21 protein-coding genes are annotated in these 22,824 nt (G+C 31.2%); 11 read left to right on the plus strand and 10 right to left on the minus strand.

The features are described from left to right. Position 1: 1 nt before the first annotated feature. The 8 genes from GN138_RS07200 to GN138_RS07235 all read left to right on the plus strand — a co-directional run bounded on the left by GN138_RS07200 (position 2) and on the right by GN138_RS07235 (position 8,342). Positions 2-1,270 (plus strand): Lcl C-terminal domain-containing protein, encoded by a 1,269-nt coding sequence (locus tag GN138_RS07200; protein ID WP_157363118.1) that lies wholly within the window; start codon positions 2-4, stop codon positions 1,268-1,270. A 245-nt stretch (positions 1,271-1,515) separates the two neighbouring features. Beyond that, entirely contained in the window at positions 1,516-3,114 is a 1,599-nt protein-coding gene (locus tag GN138_RS07205) for a carbohydrate-binding domain-containing protein (RefSeq protein WP_157363119.1), read from the plus strand. 17 nt (positions 3,115-3,131) lie between these two features. After that, positions 3,132-3,662 carry an EF-hand domain-containing protein gene (locus tag GN138_RS07210; protein ID WP_157363120.1) on the plus strand — a complete coding sequence of 177 codons (531 nt, stop codon included), beginning with the start codon at positions 3,132-3,134 and terminating at the stop codon, positions 3,660-3,662. A gap of 53 nt (positions 3,663-3,715) precedes the next feature. Then, complete coding sequence (locus GN138_RS16155; protein ID WP_157363121.1) at positions 3,716-4,918, plus strand: YHYH protein; 1,203 nt, start codon at positions 3,716-3,718, stop codon at positions 4,916-4,918. Positions 4,919-5,129: 211 nt separating this feature from the next. Then, positions 5,130-5,873: a YHYH protein gene (locus GN138_RS07220; RefSeq protein WP_231743050.1), complete on the plus strand. Its 744-nt coding sequence runs from the start codon at positions 5,130-5,132 to the stop codon at positions 5,871-5,873. Between the two features lie 11 nt (positions 5,874-5,884). After that, positions 5,885-6,508 (plus strand): toxin-antitoxin system YwqK family antitoxin, encoded by a 624-nt coding sequence (locus tag GN138_RS07225; RefSeq protein WP_157363123.1) that lies wholly within the window; start codon positions 5,885-5,887, stop codon positions 6,506-6,508. Further along, positions 6,477-7,184 (plus strand): SCO family protein, encoded by a 708-nt coding sequence (locus tag GN138_RS07230; RefSeq protein ID WP_157363124.1) that lies wholly within the window; start codon positions 6,477-6,479, stop codon positions 7,182-7,184. Before GN138_RS07225 ends, GN138_RS07230 begins: the two co-directional genes overlap by 32 nt. Before the next feature lie 81 nt (positions 7,185-7,265). After that, on the plus strand, positions 7,266-8,342 hold the full coding sequence (locus GN138_RS07235; protein WP_157363125.1) for a WD40/YVTN/BNR-like repeat-containing protein: 1,077 nt from the start codon (positions 7,266-7,268) through the stop codon (positions 8,340-8,342). Positions 8,343-8,372: 30 nt separating this feature from the next. On the opposite strand, the gene GN138_RS07240 is transcribed toward GN138_RS07235, so the two are convergent. From GN138_RS07240 to GN138_RS07270, 7 genes are all read right to left on the minus strand, one after another. Beyond that, a complete protein-coding gene (locus GN138_RS07240; RefSeq protein ID WP_157363126.1) occupies positions 8,373-8,822 on the minus strand; it encodes a hypothetical protein in 450 nt (149 codons plus the stop codon). A gap of 56 nt (positions 8,823-8,878) precedes the next feature. Further along, positions 8,879-9,382, minus strand: a complete 504-nt coding sequence (locus GN138_RS07245) for a hypothetical protein (RefSeq protein ID WP_157363127.1) — start codon at positions 9,380-9,382, stop codon at positions 8,879-8,881. Between the two features lie 69 nt (positions 9,383-9,451). Continuing rightward, complete coding sequence (locus GN138_RS07250; RefSeq protein WP_157363128.1) at positions 9,452-9,994, minus strand: RNA polymerase sigma factor; 543 nt, start codon at positions 9,992-9,994, stop codon at positions 9,452-9,454. 321 nt (positions 9,995-10,315) lie between these two features. Then, positions 10,316-12,142 (minus strand): ABC transporter ATP-binding protein, encoded by a 1,827-nt coding sequence (locus GN138_RS07255; RefSeq protein WP_157363129.1) that lies wholly within the window; start codon positions 12,140-12,142, stop codon positions 10,316-10,318. 3 nt (positions 12,143-12,145) lie between these two features. After that, entirely contained in the window at positions 12,146-13,873 is a 1,728-nt protein-coding gene (locus tag GN138_RS07260) for a phospho-sugar mutase (RefSeq protein ID WP_157363130.1), read from the minus strand. Positions 13,874-13,967: 94 nt separating this feature from the next. After that, positions 13,968-14,918, minus strand: a complete 951-nt coding sequence (locus GN138_RS07265) for a glycosyltransferase family 2 protein (RefSeq protein WP_157363131.1) — start codon at positions 14,916-14,918, stop codon at positions 13,968-13,970. A gap of 44 nt (positions 14,919-14,962) precedes the next feature. Continuing rightward, the gene (locus GN138_RS07270; RefSeq protein ID WP_157363132.1) at positions 14,963-15,493 is read right to left on the minus strand and encodes a DUF4199 domain-containing protein; all 531 of its coding nucleotides are present in this window, start codon (positions 15,491-15,493) and stop codon (positions 14,963-14,965) included. A gap of 158 nt (positions 15,494-15,651) precedes the next feature. On the opposite strand from GN138_RS07270, the gene GN138_RS07275 reads away from it, so the two are divergent. The 3 genes from GN138_RS07275 to GN138_RS07285 all read left to right on the plus strand — a co-directional run bounded on the left by GN138_RS07275 (position 15,652) and on the right by GN138_RS07285 (position 18,142). Beyond that, positions 15,652-15,903, plus strand: a complete 252-nt coding sequence (locus GN138_RS07275) for a type B 50S ribosomal protein L31 (protein ID WP_157363133.1) — start codon at positions 15,652-15,654, stop codon at positions 15,901-15,903. 141 nt (positions 15,904-16,044) lie between these two features. Next, positions 16,045-17,220: a GlmU family protein gene (locus GN138_RS07280; RefSeq protein ID WP_157363134.1), complete on the plus strand. Its 1,176-nt coding sequence runs from the start codon at positions 16,045-16,047 to the stop codon at positions 17,218-17,220. Beyond that, on the plus strand, positions 17,189-18,142 hold the full coding sequence (locus GN138_RS07285) for a TolB family protein (protein ID WP_197429325.1): 954 nt from the start codon (positions 17,189-17,191) through the stop codon (positions 18,140-18,142). Before GN138_RS07280 ends, GN138_RS07285 begins: the two co-directional genes overlap by 32 nt. A gap of 10 nt (positions 18,143-18,152) precedes the next feature. Here GN138_RS07285 and GN138_RS07290 read toward each other — a convergent pair whose 3' ends face one another. The 3 genes from GN138_RS07290 to GN138_RS07300 are packed head-to-tail and all read right to left on the minus strand — an operon-like array spanning position 18,153 to position 22,750. Next, complete coding sequence (locus GN138_RS07290; RefSeq protein WP_231743051.1) at positions 18,153-19,727, minus strand: ABC transporter substrate-binding protein; 1,575 nt, start codon at positions 19,725-19,727, stop codon at positions 18,153-18,155. A gap of 59 nt (positions 19,728-19,786) precedes the next feature. Next, the gene (locus GN138_RS07295) at positions 19,787-21,586 is read right to left on the minus strand and encodes a hypothetical protein (protein WP_157363137.1); all 1,800 of its coding nucleotides are present in this window, start codon (positions 21,584-21,586) and stop codon (positions 19,787-19,789) included. Between the two features lie 12 nt (positions 21,587-21,598). After that, entirely contained in the window at positions 21,599-22,750 is a 1,152-nt protein-coding gene (locus tag GN138_RS07300) for an ATP-binding cassette domain-containing protein (RefSeq protein WP_157363138.1), read from the minus strand. Positions 22,751-22,824 lie beyond the last annotated feature (74 nt).

A 22,824-nucleotide genomic window follows, 5' to 3' on the forward strand; every position in this document is an offset into this window, starting at 1 on the left:
TATGATAACTATTAAAAGTATAATATTTAAAGGATTTAGTTTATTATTAATATTAGTTTTTAGCGCGTGCAGTTCGGATCATAATACTTCAACCGAAGAATCAATAGATAACTTACCTGATGTTACAGGTTATCCAATAGTAGATACAAATCAATCATTATTTTTTGATGAGATTTCTACTATAATAGAACCATTATTAGGTAGTGATTATTACGGACAAGATGCTCAATATATGGGTAATCAACCAAACTATACAGATAATGGAGATGGCACATTGACAGATAATGTTACAGGTTTAATGTGGCAAAATTCATTTGATCACAACGAAGATGGAAGTGTTGATTACGACGATAAATTAGCATACGATGAAATATTAGCGTTAGTTGAAAATGGATTTACTTACGCAGAACATTCAGATTGGCGAGTTCCAACTATTAAAGAACTATATTCTTTAATCATGTTTAATGGAAAAGATATTAGTGGTTATGAGGGAACATCAACCGATGGATTAACACCTTTCATTAATACAAACTTTTTCAATTATGCCTATGGAGATTTAGATGCAGGAGAACGTTTAATTGATGTGCAATGTGCAACTACTAATTTGTATGTAGGAAGCACTTTTGAAGAAATGGTTTTTGGAGTCAATTTTGCCGATGGACGAATTAAAGGGTATGGAACCTCATTATTGGGAGAAGATAAAGCATTTAATTATTTATTGGTTAGAGGGAATTCCACTTACGGTGAAAACGATTTTACCGATAATAATGATGGTACTATTACAGATAATGCAACCGGTTTAATGTGGATGAAAAACGATAATGGAGAAGGCGTGATTTGGAAAGACGCTTTAAGTTACGCAGAAAGTTCAGAATATGCAGGTTATAACGATTGGAGGTTACCAAACGCTAAAGAACTACAGAGTATAGTAGATTATACAAGATCACCACAATCAACAAATTCACCAGCAATAGATGCATTGTTTAATGCAACTCAAATTATTAGTGAAACTGGTCAAGATGATTATCCTTGGTATTGGAGTGGAACCACGCACCAAACTTGGGTAGATGAAAACGATGGTGCTTGGGGAGTTTACGTTTGTTTTGGTAGAGCAACAGGAAATATGGATGGTTGGGTAGATGTTCATGGAGCAGGATCTCAACGAAGTGACCCTAAAACTGGTGATCCAAGTGTTTACGAAGAAGGACATGGGCCACAAGGTGATGGTGTTAGAATATACAATTATGTAAGATTAGTAAGGGATTTTTAAAAATTGCAAGAATTTAATAACTAGTTGATATAGATGGTTAGTATTAAATAATCTAACTATCTCAAAAAGTCCAAGGTCAATATAGTTCTTGGACTTTTGTTATAGTAAACATTTAATAGAACTTATATGGGTTAATTGATCACTGCAGAGCGTTTTTTTTATGCTTTTTTTAACACCATTATACGCAAGTTAAAAATACGCACAGCATCTAAAAATATATAACTTAATCATTAAGACCTTATAATATGAAAACAATAAAAATTAACCTTAAATTGTTATTTGCGGCACTTATTTTTAGTGTTTCAATACTAACGTTCAGCGCATGTAGCGATGATGATGGTGACTCAGACTCTGCATTATCTATTTCAGATGATATCACTATAACAGATACTAATACTTCAAGCACAGCAGAAGGAGACACGGATAACACAGGTTACGACGAAGATGACCTAGTAGAAAATGCAACCTTTGATTATACTATACAAATTGTATTCTCAAATACATCAGCAACAATTACAAATCCAGTTCCAGATGATGTGGTTATTACACAAGATGGTGCAGATGTTACAGTAGATTCCTCTATTTCAAAAGTAGCTTATGAGATATCAGGTACAACAACTGACGGCATGTTAAAAATTTATAGCGACAAAAAGTTTAAGCTAACTTTAAGCGATTTAAATATTACAAATGCAGACGGTCCTGCTATAAATATTCAATCGTCAAAAACCAGTTTCGTAATATTAGAAGGTACTACCAATTTAGCAGATGCTTATACGTATAGTAATATTCCAGATGACGAAGATGCTAAAGCTACTTTTTTTAGCGAAGGCCAATTAGTGTTTAGTGGTACAGGAGAATTGGTGGTTACCGGTAACTATAAACACGGTATTACAAGTGATGACTATGTTAGAGTTGTGAGCGGAACAATAACAGTAAGTGATGCAGCCTCAGATGCCATACATACCAATGATTATATTATTGTAGATGGAGGTACGCTTATTTTATCTGCAAATAGTGATGGAATGGATTGTGAAGAAGGATATATTATTATAAATGATGGTTCATTTAATATTAATACCGTTGATGACGGTATTGTAGCATCTTACGATATAGACGATGAAGAAGAACCAGATGATTCTATTTTACCTAATGTTACTATAAATGGTGGTGATTTTATTATAAATACATCCGAAGGAGAAGGTATTGAAGCAAAAGGTATACTTACTATTAACGATGGTACAATTAATATAAGCGCATATGATGATGGCCTTAATACAGGTGGAAATTTATATATAAATGGTGGAAATAATTATGTATACAGTACGTTGAATGATGCTATTGATAGTAATTCAGAAATAATAGTTACAGGCGGAACAACCATTGCAATAGCTGTAAGAGTTGATGAACCAGATGGTAGTTTTGACTGTGATGATAGTTTATTTAAAGTTACAGGTGGAACCATTTTAGGTTTAGCATTAAATACGTCTTTTCCAACAGTGAGTGAAAGCACTCAAAATTCTGTGATTTTTGATGGCGTTAATGCCAATCAATTATTAAATATTCAGTCAGAAGATGGCACAGAAGCACTTACTTATCTTGTACCTTATAGTGTTAATACTATTATTTATTCAAACGCAAAACTAGAAACCGGAGAAACTTACAGAATATATACAGGAGGTAGTGTAAGTAGCGGAACAGAAGTTAACGGATTATATACATCTGGGACTTATAGTGGAGGCACAGATACAGGCGATTCATTTTCTATTAATAGTACGGTAACACAAATAGGAGGCGATTTAGGACCAACAGGAGAGCCTAATACAGGAGGTCCTGGAGGAAATTAAATATTTAAAACACAGTTATGAAAGTCAAATCAAACAAAGTAATATCTACAATTTTAGTTCTATTAATTAGTATCACTGCTTTTGCGCAAGGACCTCCTGGAGGACAAGGAGGAAGAGGAGGTAGACAAGGTGGACCTCCAAATGGTGATAAGCCAGATGCTTCAGAAATTTTAAAATTATTAGATACCAATAATGATAATCTAATTGATAAAGATGAAGCGTCTAAAGATGAAAGAGGAAAAATCGCTGAAGATTTCGATATTATAGATGCCAATGAAGATGGATTTATAGATTTAGAAGAGTTAGAATTGGCATTAGATAGTACAAAACCAAAAAAAGTTTCTGTAAAAAAGTTGTTAAAGGAAGTCGATCAAAATGAAGATGGTTTTTTAAATGAATTAGAAGTTGCGGCAAAGGATAAACGCGATTTAATGGAAAGTTTTTCTATAATAGATGAGAATAAAAATGGGCAACTAGATAAGGATGAACTTAAATCGTTTTATACTCTTAAAGAAGATGATAACAAGAAAAGAAAACAGAAGAATTAAAGAGGAGTTTATAAGTTTTTTGTAAATTATAGAACTACAACAAATCAAATGCAATGAAATACTCATTTTTTTCTAAGTTAACGTTCTTTTCATTAATAATTGCTGCCCTGTTAATAAGTTGTAAGCAAGCTGTTAAAACAGAGAATGACATCCCAAATAATCGCTCTCAAGACGGGCGACCAAATGTTTCTGAATTAATATCTGAAATGGACGCCAATAAAGACGGTAAACTTTCAAAATCTGAAGTTCATGGACCATTGTCTAATGATTTTTCTAAGATTGACTCAGATAATGATGGTTTTCTAACTAAAAACGAATTAGAAAATGCACCTAAGCCAGAAAGAAGAGAACCAAGACAAACGGATAACTCCAATAATATTCAAAAGGATTTAGAGGTAACTGTAAATGTAGACCCTTCATTATTTATAAAAGAGAGCTTATTAAAAGATATCACTGCGGAAGAACGTACACTTGCAGAAGGTACCAAAGCACTTTGCTATATTATAACAACGGCTTCTCAACCACAAGAACATAATATGGGACCATGGTGTCCTACACATATTAATGATGGTAAAGATAAAGGTGGTTTGTGGTTTAAAGATGAAAAAGTGTATGATGTAGATGGTCATTTTATTGCTAATCTTAAAGATTTTTATAACGATGAAGAATGGGCACTATTTAGAGAAGATGGTTCTATTAAAGTAACTGATAGTAAAGATGAATGTGAAGCAGCTGCAAGACCAGATGTAGATGAAAAATATCATAATTATTGTGTACAATGTATGCCAGATTATTATAAAGAGAAAGTGTCTACTTATGTCATTCCTGTAAAACCTATGTATTTAGAAAACTCAAATCCATTAGGCGGCAACGGAATTGGTATTGCTTTCAATGGTGTTAATTTTGATGCCTCAGCACCTACACACGCTATTCTCGCAGCACATACATTAGCACCTTTAGATGATGCAGGCGGACACGTAAATCCACATTCAGGATATCATTACCATGCGGTAACTGGTTCTACTAAAGAAGTGGTACAAAAAGATGTACATGCACCAATGATTGGTTATGCCTTAGACGGTTTTGGGATATATGCACATACAGATAGTAATGGGCATTCAGATAACGATTTAGATGACTGCAACGGTCATTATGATGAGGTTAGAGGTTATCATTATCATGCAGGTTCTGCAGGAAGTAATAAAATTCTCGGCTGTTTACATGGTATTAGCGGCTCATTAAGTGTTTCAAATTAATTAGTAAAAACAGACTAAAATATTTAATCAGGTCTAAAAGGATGTGACTGTTTTAGATATTACCTTTTACGGTACTTAAGAAATATTTAATTTTTTACGCAAGTTTTTTATTCAAAGTACATCTAAAGAAATATAAACTTAAAACAAGACACTAGCTATGAAAAATATATTTAAATTAATATTTCTCACAATTACAGTTTTTTCGTTAAACTTGGGATGCTCATCAGATGATGAATCCTCAAGCAGTATTGCAGATGATGTGGATGATACAGATGATGTTGTGGTAACAGAACTTCATGCTGCCTTTGCTGAGTTTAATTCAGATGCGGTTACTGTTATGTTGTCAGACGATGGAACAGAAATTTATATAGAAACTACTGGTTTTCCAGATCACACTTCTATTTATTGGCACCCAGACAATGCACTTTATATAGATGAATCTACACAAGGAGTAGTGAAAACAACACAAGACACTTACATTGGAGGTGGTACAGGAGAGGCTTCTAGCTTTACCGTTGATGCTTCACCAGATTTAAATGGTTCAACTATCTCTACTGAGTTAGGTACCATAGGTATTTCAGTTAGTGGTGCAGCTATATTTAATGATCAAGAAGGCGCTGGAGATTTAGATGAGGCAGCCAAAAGTTTAGATTATAATGGTGGGCACAAAGGACCTGGTGTTTATCATTATCACTTAGAACCAAAATCAATTACTAATGATGATGATGCGTTAGTTGGTATTTTACTTGATGGTGTCTTTTTGTATGGAAGAAAAGATTACCCATCAAATGAATATCCATCAGATTTAGATGCTTCAGGAGGACATTTTGGGCCAACACCTCACAATGAAGATGGTGAATATCACTATCATATAATAAACGAAGAATACAATGCACCTTTATATGCCTATGATGAAGCTATTATTCTGTTTGCAGGCCCATTTCAAGGTTATTAAAGATAATATTTATGAAGTCAATTCTGTGCTTTATCCTTATTATATTTTCAATATTTGGTTGTGAAAAATCCACTTCTATAAAGACGAGTAGTAATGATAATGCACAAGTTGATACCATTGTTATCAAGGATGTTGAGGTCTTAAAAGAAGATTTAGTTTTAGATGGTAATAAAGGTAGGTGGTATTATAAAGAAGAACCATTTAACGGTTATTCTTTAAAGTATTACCCAAATGGAAATATAGAAGAGAAATGGGGTTTTTATAATGGCAAAAGAGAAGGTGTTGCAAAACGTTGGACAAGAAACGGCAAGCTTCAGGTAGAATCTTATTATAAAAATAATCGTTTACATGGAGAATATAAAAGTTGGTGGGAAAATGATACACTAGCAAGTTTAGCTATATACAAAGAGGGTTTGTTGCAAGGTTTGGAGAAAAAATGGTATTCTAATGGTCAATTGGCTAAATTAAGAAACCTTGTTGATGGCAAAGAAGAAGGTTTTCAAAAAGCTTGGTTAGTCAATGGTACATTATACGTCAATTATGAAGCCAAAAATGGACGAATTTTTGGTATGAGAAGAGCAAATTCATGTTATAGATTAGAAGATGAAGAGATTATTAGAAGGAATAAAAAATAGAATTATATTAATGGTTTTAGTTGCAATTATTTGGAGCTGTAAAGAGAATACTAAAAAAGAAAAAAAAGAAGTTGTAGAAACAAGTAGAGTAGAGTATTTACCATTTTATAAAGACGATACATTTACACCACATTGGTTAACTCCAGGAACAATAGAGGAAAAAGAATTTCATAAAATCCCAGATTTTAAATTAGTAAATCAATTAGGTGATACAATTTCTCAAAAGACATTTAAAAATAAAATATATATAACTGATTTCTTTTTTACTACTTGTCCTGGTATTTGTCCTAAAATGACCAATAATATGGCTAAAATTCAAGAAGAGTTCATTGATGATAACGACGTTTTAATATTATCGCATTCAGTAATGCCAAATACAGATACAGTTTCTGTTTTAAAAGCCTATGCAGATGCTAATAGTGTTATTGATAATAAATGGCACCTTGTTACAGGAGATAGAGGCGAGATATACAATTTAGGAAGAGAGCACTATTTTGTAGAAAATGATTTAGGAGAAGAAAAGAGTATACAGGATTTTTTACATACAGAAAACTTTCTACTTATAGATAAAAACAAACATATAAGAGGTATTTACAATGGTTTAAATAGAGCGTCAATAGCTCAACTAATTGTAGATATAAATGCTCTAAAAACGGAAACTAATGTGATGAATTAGTTTATATTTGATTGATTGATAATTTGAAAAGCTTTGTGATTATTCACAAGGCTTTTCTATTTTTAGAGAAAATTGGGTATCATGAAAAAAATAGTATTAATAATTACACTTATAATAGTATATGCTAGTAGTTGTAGTTTGAGAAAGAACAATAATAACGGTCATGACTTCCATTCCAAAAATAAAACGGTAAGTATTGAAACGCTAATACAAGATTCTACATTAAATGTAAGGGCATTAGAAATTGATGATAATGGAGTAGGTTCCTTTGCTTTGTCTAATGGTAAAATTGGAGGTGTTTCTAAAAATAATAATGGTAATTACAGCGCTGGATTATCTTTTCAAATAAAACATGATACAGTTTTACCAAATTTTAGAGCTCTTGCGCTTACTGAATCATCTGGTTTTGTAATAAGTATTGGTGCTCCAACATTATTATATAAGGTTAGTGATTCATTAAAACTAGTTTACCAAGAAAACCATAAAAAAGCCTTCTATGATTCTATGGATTTCTGGAATGACAAAGAAGGTATTGCTATTGGAGACCCAACTGAAGATTGTATGAGTATTATTATCACCAGAGATGGTGGTGACACTTGGGAGAAACTATCATGTAACGATTTGCCAAAAGCAAAAGAAGGTGAAGCTGCTTTTGCGGCTAGTGATACTAATATTGCAATAATTGGTGACCATACTTGGGTAGCAACAGGTGGGAGAGCTAGTAGAATACTATATTCTCCAGATAAGGGAAAAACTTGGGATGTATATAATACACCGATATTTCAAGGAAAGGAAACAACAGGTATTTACTCTATAGATTTTTATGATGAAAATAATGGTTTTGCTATTGGAGGTGACTATACCAAACCAAACGATACCTTAAATAATAAAATTAGAACCAATGATGGTGGCAAAACATGGCAAGTGGTGGCAAACGGAAAAGGACCAGGTTACAGAAGTTGTGTCCAATACATTCCTAATTCAGATGGAAAAGAATTAGTAGTTATTGGTTTTAAAGGAATAGATTATAGCAATAACGCTGGTGAAAGTTGGCAACACCTTAGTGATGAGGGATTTTACACCATTAGGTTTGTAAACGATACTGTGGCTTACGCAGCAGGAAAAGGAAGAATTAGTAAATTGACGTTTAGAGAATAAAAAAAGGAAGCAAATGTGCTTCCTTTTTTATTACTTTTTATCACTTTTTTTATTGCTGTGGCGTTTTTTATATTCATCAAACATTTTTTGTTTAAAAGAATGCTCTGCTTGGTACAGTTTTATAATTTTTTTTGCTGGAAGAATTTTAAATAATTGATTCAATAATTTAGATTCTAATTCTACTTTTTGTTTTTCAAACTTTTCCATATCCAACAGAAGAACTTTAGCTTCAGCTTCGGTTAAATCATCAGCATCCTTTTCTTTACGTCTATTAGATGATGTTTTTCTTAATTTATTTTTTGCCTCTTCATGTGCATTGTAAACTGGCCAAAACTTTTGTGCTTCAGTTTCTGTAAGGTCTAATTGTTCTGTAATATGCGCAATTTTTAATGCCTTAATTTTTTCTCTATCTGGTCGTTGCGCAAAAACACTTATAGATACAAACAATGTTAAGAGTACGGTAAATAGTGATCTTCTCATAGTGGCTCTTTTTTTAATGTTAATATTTTGATTATGTTTAAAAGTCATATCTTTTATTAATCTGAAATAAAATCTTCGGTATCTAAACTCTCAAAATAATCATATAAAGTTTCATCAGATATAGTAACATCTATAAAATCTGATTCTGAAATATCATCGGTATTAAATAATGACGCTAATTCTTCATTACTATACTCTTCTTGGTATAAATAATTCTCTATACTGGTAGTTTCAATAGAATTAATAGTTATTTCTTTATTATTAAAGACTAAACTAAATAATAAAATAAAACTAGCTGCAATACCCGCAAAGTAATAAAATGTACTTTTAGGTTTTAGTTGTATCACAGGTTTTTCTGCTTTGGTATTAATTGTTTCTAAGACAGCGCTTTCAAAATTGTCAAAATAATTTTTAGGAACAGTAAATCCAGGAGTTTCTATAGCATCAAGACCTGTATCATTATTAATACGCTTTTGCAGTTGTGCTTCAAACGTATCAAAATAATGTTCTGGTGTTTTAAATCCAGTTGCAGTGATGTTATGTAGTTTCTCTTTTTTCATTTGTTGTTCTCACTTAAGTGAAAATCTATTTAATGTTCTATATCTATGACTCCAAATTCTTTAAATGGTTTAATCTGAAGTTAAAAAGGCTTCTATTTTCTTTACAGCGATATGATATGAAGACTTTAAAGCACCTTCACTTGTATCTAAAATTTCTGCCATGTCTTTATATTTTAAATCTTCAAAATAACGCATGTTAAATACTATTTGCTGTTTTTGTGGTAATGTAGCAATGGCTTTTTGTAATTTTAATTGAATAGCATCACCTTCAAAATAAACATCTGATGATAAGTTATTTATAGCATTTGTTTGGTAGTCTTGGTCTGTAATTTGTAAGCGTTTGGCGTTTTTATTAATAAGTGTAATAGATTCGTTGGTTGCTATGCGATATAACCAGGAGAATAATTTACTATCCCCTTTAAATTTATCGATACTTCGGTACACTTTTATAAATGTATTTTGAAGTACATCATCTGCATCATCATGGCTTAGTACAATTTTTCTTATATGCCAATACAAGCGCTCTTTGTAGAGGTTTAATAATTCTCTAAAAGCGGCTTCCTTAGTAGAAGGATTTTTTAAGCGTGCAATAAATTCAGATTCGTCAATCAAGCGATATACTTTGGTTATTAGACTGTTTAAATTTATAAAAGTTTAATTGAAAATAAATATGAATTAATAGTGATTTTGTTTTTATTGATAATCAGTTAGTTACATTAAATTATTTCGATTAAATACAAAAAAATACGATAAAATGCATTTTTTTCTTGGTTGGTACCTTTATTTCTTTTATGTTTGTACCAGCTTAACCTATTAATCGTTATCAGTCCCCCAAATCTGATAACAACAGAGAAGGATGTATTTTATTATACATCCTTTTTTTGTGTTTTTTAGTAATGTATTTGCTTTGTGAGTTGACTTTAAAATACGGTTTTAATCAAAGCTTTGCATGTCTACCAATTTTCTGTAAACACCATTTTTAGAAATAAGTTCAGCATGTGTGCCTTGTTCTGCAATTTCACCTTTTTGCATTACTATAATTTGGTCTGCGTTTTGAATTGTAGATAATCTATGTGCTATAACAATAGACGTTCTGTTTTTCATCATATTCTCTAGTGCATCTTGTACTAAGCGCTCACTTTCTGTGTCTAATGCAGAGGTAGCTTCGTCGAGAATCATTATTGGTGGATTCTTTAAAACAGCTCTGGCTATACTTAAGCGTTGTTTTTGCCCGCCAGAGAGTTTATTACCAGAATCTCCAATATTAGTATGTATACCTTGAGGTAAGTCTTTTACAAATTCCCAAGCATTGGCGATCTTTAAAGCATCGATAATTTCATCGTCAGTAGCATCTTCTTTTCCTAACAATACGTTATTTTTAATGGTGTCATTAAATAATATTGAATCTTGTGTAACCAATCCCATTAAGTTACGTAGCGACTGTTTTGTAAGGTCTTTTATGTTGTCTCCATCTATAGAAATACTCCCGTCGTTAACATCGTAAAAACGAGTTACCAGATTGGCTATTGTACTTTTACCACTACCAGACTGACCAACCAATGCAACACTTTTTCCTTTTGGAACTTCTAATGTGAAGTTTTTAAGTACTAAATCATCTTCGTATTTAAATGAAATATTATTTAGTTTTAATTCTGAAGTGAAGTCTGGTTTTATTTTAGCATTAGGCTTGTCTTCTAGTAATGAAGGCGTTTCAATTATTTCTAAAACACGGTCTGCTGCGGCATTACCAGCTTTTACTTTATAGCTTGCTTTACTAATTGCTTTTGCGGGCGTAAGTATTTGGTACGCTAAAGCCATGTACGTAATAAATGCGCCTCCTGAAAGGCTGTTTTCTATTAAAACCATACTACCGCCATACCACAATAAAGCAGCTATGGTTGCAATACCTAAAAATTCACTTGCAGGCGAAGCTAAATTTTGGCGGTTTAATAATGTATTTGAATAATTATAAAAACGGTTTGTAGAATCTTGAAACTTATCATTAAAACGTTTTTCTGAATTAAACCCTTTTATAACCTTAAGTCCACTTAGTGTTTCTTCTAAAGTTGAAAGAAAAACGCCTTGTTCCGTCTGTACACGATTAGATTTTTTCTTTAAGCTTTTTCCGATTCTAGAAATAATAAAGCCAGCTACAGGAATAAATAGAAATACAAAAATGGTTAATTTCATAGAAATTGTAAACATAGTTACAATTGCAAAAACAATAGTTAATGGTTCTTTTACAATAAGTTCTAATACAGCTAATAATGAGTTTTTAACTTCATTAACATCACCAGAAATTCTGGCGATAATATCTCCTTTTTTCTTTTCAGAATAATAAGATATTGGTAAAGTAAGTACTTTATTATATATAGAATCTCTTAAATCTTTTAATACTCCATTTCTTAAAAAAGTAATGAAAAACAAGGCTAAGTAATTAAAAATATTCTTCAATAAAAACAGACTTATGATTAAAATAATCATATAAAGCAATGTTTGTTGAGGTCCATCACTTTCGTTAGTAGTTGTAACAAAATAGTTTAAATAATCTTCGCCAAAAGATTTTAACTCACTAATGCCTTTATAAGTTGGTTTTTTATATAATTTTTTGGTTTCACCAAACAATACATTAATCATTGGCATCAATGATACCATAGCTAACGTGCTAAATAAAGCATATAGTACGTTAAAAAAAATGTTGAGGTAACCATATCGTTTATAAGGAGCGATAAACCTAGATAACTTCTTTATATAATCCATGTATTACAAATTCATATCCTTGAGGATAGCATCAATTCTGTTATCCAACAATTGCTCCGTTTTTTCAAAGTCTGACGAATTGTCAAGATCAGTATTTACGCTTATATAGAATTTGATTTTAGGTTCAGTTCCACTTGGTCTCAATGCAATTTTACTACCATCTTCTGTATAATATATTAATACATTAGACTTAGGAATATCTATAGTTGTTTCTTCATTAGTTTGAAGGTTTTTAGAGATAGATAATTGGTAATCTTCAATTAACACTACTTTTTCTCCATTAATTTCTGTTAAAGGATTTTCTCTAGCATCAATCATCATTTGTTTAATTTCTGCGGCGCCTTCAATTCCTTTTTTAGTTAAAGAGATTAAACGCTCTTTAAAGAAGCCGTGTTCAACATATAGATCTATTAATTCTTGATACATGGTTTTGCCATTTTCTTTGGCTTGTGCAGCAATTTCAATAGCCAAAAGGGTAGAGGTTACAGCATCTTTATCTCTTACAAAATCGCCAACCATAAAACCAAAACTTTCTTCGCCACCACCAATAAAATCCATGGTTGGGAAGTCTTGAATCATTTTAGCAATCCATTTAAAACCTGTAAGTCCAATTTTACATTCTATATTATAAGCATTAGCTAAAACAGACATCATTGGTGTAGACACAATTGTAGATCCAACAAATTGATTACCATTAATTTTTCCGTCTTTTTTCCATTGTTTTAATAAGAAATTAGTCATTAAAATCATGGTTTGGTTGCCGTTAAGAATTACCAATTCGTTTTTTAGGTTTCTAACAACTACCCCTAAGCGGTCACAGTCTGGATCTGTACCAATAACAATGTCACCATCTACTTTTTGTGCTAATTCCATAGCCATTTTTAATGCTTCTGGCTCTTCTGGATTTGGCGAAACAACGGTTGGGAAATCACCATTAGGAACACGTTGCTCTTCAACTATATTAACGTTTGTATAACCAGCACGTTTAAGGGTTTCTGGTATTGCAGTAATTGATGTACCATGTAAAGATGTAAAAACTATGTTTAAAGCATGTTTAGCAGCAACTGAGGTTTCATAACTTCCGTTTTTTATAGAGGCATCAATAAATACATCATCAACGTCTTTACCTATATATTGAATTAAATCAGGATTAGATTCAAACTTAATTTCAGAATAATCTAATTTATTAATTTCACTAATTACACCAGCATCTTCTGGTGGTACTAATTGTCCGCCATCTTGCCAGTATACTTTATAGCCATTGTATTCTGGTGGATTGTGAGATGCTGTTAAAACAATACCACAATGGCAACCTAAATACTTTAGAGCAAATGATAACTCTGGTGTTGGTCTTAAATCTTCAAATAAATAAACTTTAATACCATTGGCAGAAAATACATCTGCAACCAATTTACCAAACGTGTTACTATTGTGTCTACAATCGTAAGCAATAGCCACTTTTATAGCTTCATTAGGAAACGATTGTTTTAAAAAATTACTTAAACCTTGCGTGTTTTTTCCTAATGTGTATTTGTTAATTCTATTGGTACCTAAACCCATTATACCTCGCATTCCACCAGTGCCAAATTCTAGATTTTTATAAAAACTTTCTTCTAATTCTTTTGGGTTAGAAGCCATCATATCTTTTATTTGCTGTTGCGATTCATCGTCAAAAGTTGGTGTTAACCAAGCGTTTATGCGTTCTAAAATTTCTGGTTTAATGTGAATCATGGATATATTGATTAAAGTTTAATATGTAGTTTGTATAACAAAAATAAACAATTCGTTATTTTAAATCGAGTAAGAAGACTATAAATTCTATAGCTTAATTTAGATTTAAACGTTCTTTAATAAAATAGCGTTGTTGCTGACGGTTAGAGCGTAAAACAAGTTCGCCTAAAAAGCCAGCAATGAAAAATTGCGATCCAATTATCATTGTAGATAAAGCGATATAAAATTGTGGGCGTTGTGTAATAAGTCTTCCTGTTGGGTTAAGAAATAATTTATCTATACCTAAATAAAAAGCAAACCCAAAGCCAATAATAAACATTATAACACCTAATGCACCAAATAAATGCATAGGACGTTTACCAAAGCGAGAGACAAACCATATGGTAATGAGGTCTAAAAATCCGTTTATAAAGCGATTCATCCCAAATTTAGTATGGCCATATTTACGTGCTTGGTGTTGTACAACCTTTTCCCCAATATTTGTAAATCCGGCATTTTTTGCAAGCACAGGTATATAACGATGCATCTCACCGTAAACATCAATATGTTTTACAACCGTATTGCTATATGCTTTAAGGCCACAATTAAAATCATTAAGTATAACACCAGATGTGCGTCTTGCAGCCCAATTAAATAATTTAGAAGGTAAATTTTTAGAAAAATAAGAATCGTAGCGTTTCTTTTTCCAGCCAGAAACCAGGTCAAAACCATCTGTGGTAATCATTTTGAAGAGTTCTGGTATTTCTTCGGGATTATCTTGTAAATCGGCATCCATTGTAATGACCACATCACCTGTTGCTTTTGCAAAACCAGCATGTAAGGCTTGCGATTTTCCAAAGTTTTTAAGGAATTTAATGCCTTTTACAAAGGGATTTATTTCACCTAATTCAGAAATAATTTGCCAAGATTTATCAGTACTGCCATCATCTATAAATAAGATTTCGTAAGAAAACTGATTGGATTGCATCACAGATACAATCCAATTATGTAATTCTTTTATAGATTCTTCTTCGTTAAGTAGTGGTATTACTACTGATATATTCATAAAGCTTTAATCTAATTTCTAGACTTCAAAAATAGAGAAATATTTTAAGCTGCATTAGGATCTGTTCGTTTTACTACAGCAGCAACAATTAATCCTATAACAGAAAGAATTAATAATCTAATGACATAAGCTTGCAATTGTGCCGCAATAGAAAAATTATTTTGTTCTTTCATATTAGCAATAGTTTCATCTATAGCACTTTGAGGCGTTCCCCATTTTTCCATTGTTTCTGCAGTCATAGTAATTATTTTTTCGTTAATATAACTTGCAGCCTCTGGATCAACAAAATTAAAAATAACAATTCCAACAATTGTACTAATTAATGTGCCAATTACAATGGTAATAAAGTACGAGGTAAAGGCATCTTTAAATGAAATAAATCCTCCTAAAGATTTTCTAGAAGCTATCGCGGCATATGTACCATAACCAATAGTTAAAAGAATAAGAAGTATACCTAGCCACCATGCGGTGAATAGGTCAATCATTACAGCATAAACTATAATTGAAATTGCAGTTAAAATTAGACCTAAATATACACCATAATTTATAGATAGTGATTTCAAATTTTTTTCCATGATTGGTTGTTTTAAGAGTTAATTTTCTAGTTAGTACTCAAAGATAGCCAAATGTTACATACTTTTGTAAAATAAAATTTAGCAAAAACATTGTACAATTATAAAATTTGCTTAAATTTGCACCTCGAAAAAATCGAATTTATTTAAAGCATTTAGTGATGAAAGCAGGAATACATCCAGAAAATTATAGAATAGTAGCTTTTAAAGACATGTCTAACGATGACGTTTTTTTAACTAAGTCTACTGCAGATACAAATGAAACTATTGAAGTAGACGGTGTTGAATATCCATTAGTTAAGTTGGAAATTTCTAGAACATCTCATCCATATTACACTGGTAAATCTAAGTTAGTAGATACAGCTGGTCGTATTGACAAGTTCAAAAACAAATACGCGAAGTTTAAAAAATAAGCATCGCTTACCGATAAACGTAAAAAGCCTTTCTGTTAGCAGGAAGGCTTTTTTGTTTTAATCATTTAAATTACATTTGGTATAACAAAATAGTGTAATGAGGAAATCATTTTTTTTCTAACTATTTAACTTCAAATTATTATGAATTACATTCTTTTTGATGGGCCTTACAGAAATAATTTACTACCATTTACCTTTACAAGACCTGTTGCAGATATTAGGGTGGGTATATTAACAATTCGACAAAAATGGGAATCATACTTAGAATATACCACCACAACAATTACAGAGGATTATTTATCAGATAAATTTCCGATGGTAGAAATGGAAGAAAACATAATGATTAATGCGTCATTTCTTCCAAATTTTGAAGTTATAGAAATTGTAAAAAATTTAAAACATAATCAAGCTTTATTTAAAGACGAAGATGTTATAGCATTTTATGCCAAAGAAGGCGAAGAACATAATGATTTTTCAGATTTTGAAGCCATAGAATTAGAAGGCGATATTTTAAAGATTGAACATACATGGGATATTTTTTCTAAAAATGGAGCTGCAATTACTGAAGATTTTAAACTTATAACAAAAGATAGAAAGTCAGAACCTATTCCAGATTCAATTCAAACTATAAACAAAGAAAATATTTTTATAGAAAAAGGAGCTACCTTAAATTTTGCTACCTTAAATGCTAGTGCTGGCCCAATTTATATTGGTAGAGATACTGAAATTATGGAAGGTTCTATGGTAAGAGGCCCTTTAGCATTGTGCAACAATGCGACTTTAAAACTGGGAACTAAAATTTATGGTCCTACCACTGTAGGACCTCATAGTAAGGTAGGAGGAGAAGTAAATAACTCTGTGATTTTTGGGTATTCTAATAAAGGACATGATGGTTTTTTAGGAAACTCCGTATTAGGTGAGTGGTGCAATTTAGGTGCAGACACCAATAATAGTAATTTAAAAAATAATTATGCAGAAGTAAGACTCTGGGATTATAATACCGAAGGGTTTGCTAAAACCGGATTGCAATTTTGTGGTTTAATGATGGGAGACCATAGTAAATGCGGAATTAATACCATGTTTAATACTGGCACAGTAGTTGGTGTAAGTTCTAATATATTTGGAAGTGGTTTTCCTCGTAATTTTGTTCCAAGTTTTTCTTGGGGCGGAAAAAGTGGTTTTGTAACGTATAAAACTAATAAAGTTTTTGAAGTTGCAGAAGTTGTAATGTCTCGAAGAGGAATTCCTTTTACAGAACAAGACAAGGCTATCTTACAGCATGTATATGAAGAAACAAAACAATATAGAAGAGAATAATATGAATTTAAGACCCAAATTAACCCTACTTTTTTTATTTATTATAACTTTTGGTTTTGCCCAAGATGTTGAAGTTAAAAAGCTTAAAATAAATAACAAACTCGACCATTTTGCAGCTAGAGTTGTCAACGATAAAGTTTTTTTTAGTTCTAACCTTACTAGAAAAAATGGTCGTATAATATTAGATAAATATTCTCAAACACTTTATGGTATTTACGAGGGTGTTCTTGGTGAAGACGGAGAAATTGAAGATGCAGAATTAGTTAGAAGAAAAGAGGTTGGTATGCATAATATGACGGCTTCTACGTATTCTAAAGATGGCAAATTTATGTATTTTACCTCTAACCAAACAGAAGCAGGAGAAAACAAATTACAAAATAAAAACACCTTTAATTTACTAATTCAACGTGCAGAATATGTAGAAGGAAAAGGTTGGACAAATTTTACAACATTACCTTTCTGTGACCCTAATTTTAATTATTTACATCCAGCATTAAGTCCAGATGGTAATACCTTATATTTTGTGTCTACTGTAAAAGGAACAAAAGGAAAATCAGATTTATATAAAGTGTCTGTCACTGATCATGAAACTTATGGAGAAGTTACAAGGTTAAGTGATGATGTTAACTCATCTCGTAAGGAAATATTCCCTTTTGTAAGTGCTGATAATAAACTTTATTTCTCGTCAGATAGACGCGGAGGAATAGGTGGTTTAGATATTTACTGCTATGATTTAAATTCTTCTAATTTAATGAAACCTGTATTGCATTTAGAAGAACCTATAAATAGTAAAGGTGATGATTTTTCTTTCTTTTTAAACGACGATTTAACTACAGGTTATATTTCTTCTAGACGATTAAAAGGAGATGGAGGAGACGATTTATACTACTTTAAAGATTTTAAAGTTGAGGATGGTGAATAGTTATTAGTAATTAACGTTTTGTTTTTTTTACAGATTTTAATTCTAATAGGTTAGTAGCATTTATGCCTAAACCGTTAACGTTTTTTCGAGTAAATCGTACAACTTCATCATAGAATAAAGGGACTATGGGAGCAGAAGCCATAATTAAAGAATCCATCTTAGTATAGAGTTTAGCTCTTAAGTTAGGGTCGGTTTCTACAAATGCTGTTTCATACAATTGGTCGAATTCATTATTTTTAAAATGCGTGTAATTAGGTCCATTAGGTGCAAAATTTTCACTGTAATACAGCGATAAGTAGTTTTCAGCATCAGGATAATCAGCTATCCAACTGGCTCTAAAAAAATCGAGTTTACCATTAGCTTTAGCATCTTTTAGGCTTGAAGGCGGAATAACATCTACATTAACCAATAAGCCTGTTTTTTGAAGCTCACGTTGTATAAACTCACAAAAACTTAAATAATTGCTAGTTGTAGTTAATGTAATTTCTGGGTTTTCAATTCTAGTTTCAGATTTAAACTCAGCAACTAATTGTTTTGCTAATTCTGGTTGGTAAGAGAAACCAATAGAATTATCAAATCCTGGTAAGCCTTTTGGAATAAAACCACCATTTGCAGGTATGCCAATTCCATTTCTTAAGTAGGTCATCATTTTATTTCTATCAAAACCTATGTTAATTGCCTTACGGAGTTTTATAGATTGAATAGTGTTGACTTCACTTTCCATAAAAAACGCTAAATATTCCGTGTTAAGATAAGGACCTCTTATCATGTTTACATCTTCAGCGTAATTAGTTCTTAATTGTCCTTTAGCGGTTAGTATTTCATCTTTATAAGAACCATCTAAACCAGAAACAAAGTCAATATTGCCTTGTGCAAATTGTAAAAACTCACTCTGTTTGTCAGGTAAAAATGTTATAGAAATAGCCTCTAGATATGGTAATTGTTGTCCTTGTTCATCAGTTTCGAAATACTGGTAGTTTTTTCTAAAAACGAGTTTTAAATTTTCTTCCCATCGTTTAAATTTAAATGGTCCTGTGCCAATTGGGTGTGATCTAAAATCATTACCATAATGTTCTACAATTTCTTTAGGTACAACTGAGCAATACTTCATGGTTAATAAGCCTAGAAACGCAGGAAATGGTTGTTTTAATTTAATTTGAAAAGTAGAATCATTAATGGCAGAAAAATCATCTACTTTATTTAAAACCCAACTACCTGGAGATGCGATTTTTTTATCTCGTAATCGGTTGAAACTGTATTTAAAATCTAAAGCATTAACGGTTCTTGTAGAATCTTTCCCAAATATTTTGTGTTTATGAAAAAATACATCGTCACGAAGTAAGAAGGTGTAAGTTTTTGCACTATCTGTAATTGTCCATTTTTTTGCAATACAAGGTTTTACATGGAGTTGGTCGTTCATTTGTACCAATCCATTAAACAATTGATGAGTTGCCCAAATGTCTGCCAAGTCCTTTGAGAATGCTGGGTCTAGAGAGCCAATATTTTTATGTTCATTGTATTTAAAAACAAGATAGTCGTTCTCGGTTTTAGGTTTGCCATTACATGCCATAGCAAGTAGAACCATTGTAAAGCAAATTAATTTGAGGTTCAACGAATAGAAAAAGTTATAAGGTAGATTCATAATTATCCTTCAGGTAGAGATTTCCATTTTTTAATTGCTTTGGTAAAAAAGAATAAAAATACTAAAGCTGCAATGAAATACACAAAACTCCAATTAAAACCTAGCCAATCAAATAAAGTATCACAATGATAACCAGATTCGTAATAATCTGCACGATCTCTACACGCATCTTCTTGATGTGTTGTAATTAATCCGGTAATCAGCAAAAGATATAATGGAAAACCTATTATAGACAAGTTAACACAAACACCAGCAATTGTTTTATGCACCTTATCAGAATATACTATTGATATTAACATGATTATTGCTCCTAACATCAATAAGAAATACATAATAAAGTAGCCTATGATATCACCATTTGATACAATTATAAACGATAAAAACGTTCCTAATAATGCTACTGTTAATGCTAAAACACCTGTGGAAATTATAGAGAATAGTAAGGGTTTTAATCCAGTAGTTCTAAACATAAAAATGATACTTGCAATGAAGAATGCAAACCATATAAAGAAATGAATGCTGTCTAAAAATGGTGTTGAAGCTTTTATATCTTCAATATTTTCAAATACATTTTCTAATGCGTTATTATCATAGTAAAAGTCTGTAATCCGTTCAAAATAAAATTGCTCAAATTTTGTTCGTTCTTCTGAGATAGCGGTATTTTCAAAAACAAAGTCATCTATAGGTTCCGTTCTTATAAAGTGTTTGACTTCAAAATTTCCTGGGTGATAAACTAAATCTACCCATTCTTTTGCAGATATATTATGTGGAATTTTATAGGTTTTAGAGAATTTTATAAAGTCCTCAAAAAGTACATTAAATTCTGCTTTGTCTTTTCGGTTTAAAAGTTCAGTATTTCTTTTATTTCTGTAAAAATCTCTAATTGAAAATTGTTCATTATTATAATAACCATTGTCATATTCATTATATGTATATGAATTGTTTATTTTATTCTGAAAAATACTATCGTCTAGTGTATCGTTTTTAGAAATAAAGAATGTTGAAGAGGCATTGTAAAAACTTGGTTTTATAGTCTTTATATGTGGTTTAATATTTACTACAGAGTCTTTAAAATACAATATAGTGCTAGTATCTTTTACTTTAGAAAAAACAGGAATTACAAGTGTGGTATCCTCATCATATTCGTTAGGCACATATTTATGTCTGTCAATAGTTTGAATTATCATTGTATCTAACGTATAAAATTGGTAAGAAACACCTGAGAATTTTTCATATGGTAAGTTTTGGTCAATAAACTCGTCCGTAGTTTCACAATACAAATCAAAAAATAGCTGTGGGTATTTACGATTATCAATAGTGAAATCATTGACGCTTTCTGAAAAGAACATGGCAACATCATTAGCAATTTCAATTTCTTTATTGACTTGTTTATCTGGATAGGTTACGGAAATGTAAGTCTTAATCCCGTAATTATAAGAAAGAAAGAATGTGCTACAACTATAAATAATAAGAATATAGCTAATAAATTGCCCAAATAATTTTGAATTTGATGTTGGATAAAAATTCTTAAATCCATTGTTTTTAAACATGTAAATTAACCAACCTACCAATAGTAAAATAGAAACCATTGTGGTAAAATACACAGCGCCATTTTTAAAAAAAATGTCTTTTGTATTATACTCATGCAATAATTCCGGATTAGTTAAAGACAGAAACCCAACCACAAAAAATAGTAAATGGAGTAACAGTGCACTAAGTAACATCCAAACTAAGCGCGTATTCCAAATGGTTGGATAGCGTTCTAGTAAATATTGATTGGTTTTATATATAAATTTTTTCATTGAAAATTGTGATTAAGATACAAAAAAGCGTCTCGTTGAAGCGGTAATATTTCTAGTATAGGTAACCTCGATTTTATGTTTTCCTAATGTTTCTAATACAGCTGAAAAGTTGGTGCTATTTTGAAAATATGCGATATAGATTCCTCCATTGTATATTAGTTTGACTAAGTGTAAATCTATAAAAACAGAAAGTAATTTTTCGCGTTCTTCGTTGCAATCAATTTCAACAATTAATTGATTTTCTTCAACTTTGTTTTCCGTTTTATTGTCTTTGTATTTTCCGTCTTTAAGATAAATAACTTTATCAGAAATTTTTTCTACTTCGTAGAGTTGTTGAGAACTTAGAATTAATGCAATTGGGTTATTAATAGAGTTACACATAGATTTTAAGTCTTCTAAAATCACTTGTTGCGCCAAAACATCTAAATTTGCTAATGGTTCATCTAATAACAAAAGTTCGGGTTGTCTTAGTAATGTTCTTGCAAGTTCAAAACGCATTTTATAACCAGATGATAATTCATTCCATTTTAAATGTTTGTAGTTCCATAAGCCAAAACGAGCAATCATCATTAAAACTCTAGTTTCGTTTTCTTCTGGTGATATTCCATAGCTTGATAGCACAAATTTTAAATTATCCTTTAAGCTACCATACCATTTTTGTGTACGTTGCGGAATGTATACTAGATTAGTCCGTAAGTCGTAATTTGTGTTATAGTTATTATCAAATTTAAATTCTAAATTACCTTCATTATATTTTAACTCTTTAGCTAAGATTCTGAGTAAAGTTGTTTTTCCGTTTCCATTTTCGCCAACCAAACCATAAACCTGACTTTTATTAATTTCAACCGAAATTGGCCCTAATTGAAAACGATTAATACCGTAACTTTTAGTTAATCCACTACCAATAACTACAGGATTATTTGTGTTATACTCTGTAATTGGAATTTTTGAAACCAGTTCTAAAATAGCTAGAGATTTTTCAATAAATTCAGTCTCGTTTTTGGGATGTTTTTCTTTCCAGTCGGTTAAATCAATTATTTGTCTATAAAGATTTAGGTCTTGTGTATCTATAACACAATCCATTAATTTACGATAGCCAAGTACAGTATCTTTATTTTTATAAAAAGAAATGACCTCTTCTATTCTAGCTTCAGCTTTAGACATTTTATACAGTTTATTAATTTTAACGTTAGAGAACTTCAATAGATTGCAAGACCACTAACAATTACGTAAATTTG

The organism is Winogradskyella endarachnes, assembly GCF_009741275.1.
GTDB lineage: Bacteria > Bacteroidota > Bacteroidia > Flavobacteriales > Flavobacteriaceae > Winogradskyella > Winogradskyella endarachnes.